Origin of the sequence: Pseudomonas sp. MF7453, from assembly GCF_016405455.1 — a bacterium.
GTDB classification, from domain to species: Bacteria; Pseudomonadota; Gammaproteobacteria; order Pseudomonadales; family Pseudomonadaceae; genus Aquipseudomonas; species Aquipseudomonas paralactis.
On the sequence record NZ_JAEKCN010000043.1, the window covers coordinates 1 to 2991 of the forward strand.

Here is a 2991-nt window from a genome sequence, read left to right on the forward strand (position 1 = left end):
AGTATAACCAGATTGCTTGGGGTTATATGGTCAAGTGAAGAAGCGCATACGGTGGATGCCTTGGCAGTCAGAGGCGATGAAAGACGTGGTAGCCTGCGAAAAGCTTCGGGGAGTCGGCAAACAGACTTTGATCCGGAGATGTCTGAATGGGGGAACCCAGCCATCATAAGATGGTTATCTTGTACTGAATACATAGGTGCAAGAAGCGAACCAGGGGAACTGAAACATCTAAGTACCCTGAGGAAAAGAAATCAACCGAGATTCCCTTAGTAGTGGCGAGCGAACGGGGACTAGCCCTTAAGTGGCTTTGAGATTAGCGGAACGCTCTGGAAAGTGCGGCCATAGTGGGTGATAGCCCTGTACGCGAAAATCTCTTAGTCATGAAATCGAGTAGGACGGAGCACGAGAAACTTTGTCTGAATATGGGGGGACCATCCTCCAAGGCTAAATACTACTGACTGACCGATAGTGAACTAGTACCGTGAGGGAAAGGCGAAAAGAACCCCGGAGAGGGGAGTGAAATAGATCCTGAAACCGTATGCGTACAAGCAGTGGGAGCCCACTTTGTTGGGTGACTGCGTACCTTTTGTATAATGGGTCAGCGACTTATTTTCAGTGGCGAGCTTAACCGAATAGGGGAGGCGTAGCGAAAGCGAGTCTTAATAGGGCGTCTAGTCGCTGGGAATAGACCCGAAACCGGGCGATCTATCCATGGGCAGGTTGAAGGTTGGGTAACACTAACTGGAGGACCGAACCGACTACCGTTGAAAAGTTAGCGGATGACCTGTGGATCGGAGTGAAAGGCTAATCAAGCTCGGAGATAGCTGGTTCTCCTCGAAAGCTATTTAGGTAGCGCCTCATGTATCACTGTAGGGGGTAGAGCACTGTTTCGGCTAGGGGGTCATCCCGACTTACCAAACCGATGCAAACTCCGAATACCTACAAGTGCCGAGCATGGGAGACACACGGCGGGTGCTAACGTCCGTCGTGAAAAGGGAAACAACCCAGACCGTCAGCTAAGGTCCCAAAGTTATGGTTAAGTGGGAAACGATGTGGGAAGGCTTAGACAGCTAGGAGGTTGGCTTAGAAGCAGCCACCCTTTAAAGAAAGCGTAATAGCTCACTAGTCGAGTCGGCCTGCGCGGAAGATGTAACGGGGCTCAAACCATACACCGAAGCTACGGGTATCACGTAAGTGATGCGGTAGAGGAGCGTTCTGTAAGCCTGTGAAGGTGAGTTGAGAAGCTTGCTGGAGGTATCAGAAGTGCGAATGCTGACATGAGTAACGACAATGGGTGTGAAAAACACCCACGCCGAAAGACCAAGGTTTCCTGCGCAACGTTAATCGACGCAGGGTTAGTCGGTCCCTAAGGCGAGGCTGAAAAGCGTAGTCGATGGAAAACAGGTTAATATTCCTGTACTTCTGGTTATTGCGATGGAGGGACGGAGAAGGCTAGGCCAGCTTGGCGTTGGTTGTCCAAGTTTAAGGTGGTAGGCTGGAATCTTAGGTAAATCCGGGATTCTAAGGCCGAGAGCTGATGACGAGTTATCTTTTAGATAACGAAGTGGTTGATGCCATGCTTCCAAGAAAAGCTTCTAAGCTTCAGGTAACCAGGAACCGTACCCCAAACCGACACAGGTGGTTGGGTAGAGAATACCAAGGCGCTTGAGAGAACTCGGGTGAAGGAACTAGGCAAAATGGCACCGTAACTTCGGGAGAAGGTGCGCCGGTGAGGGTGAAGGACTTGCTCCGTAAGCTCATGCCGGTCGAAGATACCAGGCCGCTGCGACTGTTTATTAAAAACACAGCACTCTGCAAACACGAAAGTGGACGTATAGGGTGTGACGCCTGCCCGGTGCCGGAAGGTTAATTGATGGGGTTAGCTAACGCGAAGCTCTTGATCGAAGCCCCGGTAAACGGCGGCCGTAACTATAACGGTCCTAAGGTAGCGAAATTCCTTGTCGGGTAAGTTCCGACCTGCACGAATGGCGTAACGATGGCGGCGCTGTCTCCACCCGAGACTCAGTGAAATTGAAATCGCTGTGAAGATGCAGTGTATCCGCGGCTAGACGGAAAGACCCCGTGAACCTTTACTATAGCTTTGCACTGGACTTTGAATTTGCTTGTGTAGGATAGGTGGGAGGCTTTGAAGCGTGGACGCCAGTCTGCGTGGAGCCAACCTTGAAATACCACCCTGGCAACTTTGAGGTTCTAACTCAGGTCCGTTATCCGGATCGAGGACAGTGTATGGTGGGTAGTTTGACTGGGGCGGTCTCCTCCTAAAGAGTAACGGAGGAGTACGAAGGTGCGCTCAGACCGGTCGGAAATCGGTCGTAGAGTATAAAGGCAAAAGCGCGCTTGACTGCGAGACAGACACGTCGAGCAGGTACGAAAGTAGGTCTTAGTGATCCGGTGGTTCTGTATGGAAGGGCCATCGCTCAACGGATAAAAGGTACTCCGGGGATAACAGGCTGATACCGCCCAAGAGTTCATATCGACGGCGGTGTTTGGCACCTCGATGTCGGCTCATCACATCCTGGGGCTGAAGCCGGTCCCAAGGGTATGGCTGTTCGCCATTTAAAGTGGTACGCGAGCTGGGTTTAGAACGTCGTGAGACAGTTCGGTCCCTATCTGCCGTGGACGTTTGAGATTTGAGAGGGGCTGCTCCTAGTACGAGAGGACCGGAGTGGACGAACCTCTGGTGTTCCGGTTGTCACGCCAGTGGCATTGCCGGGTAGCTATGTTCGGAATAGATAACCGCTGAAAGCATCTAAGCGGGAAACTAGCCTCAAGATGAGATCTCACTGGAACCTTGAGTTCCCTGAAGGGCCGTCGAAGACTACGACGTTGATAGGTTGGGTGTGTAAGCGCTGTGAGGCGTTGAGCTAACCAATACTAATTGCCCGTGAGGCTTGACCATATAACACCCAAGCAATTTGAGTCGAAAGGCCAGATTGCGGTGTGTGAAGACGCAATGAACCGAAAGTTCGA

At 51.6% G+C, this 2991-nt stretch carries 1 rRNA gene; it reads left to right on the forward strand.

Going from position 1 to position 2991, the window contains the following annotated elements:
• The first annotated feature begins 28 nt into the window (after positions 1 to 28).
• A 23S ribosomal RNA gene (locus JFT63_RS29270) occupies positions 29 to 2920 on the forward strand.
• The last annotated feature ends 71 nt before the right edge of the window (positions 2921 to 2991 follow it).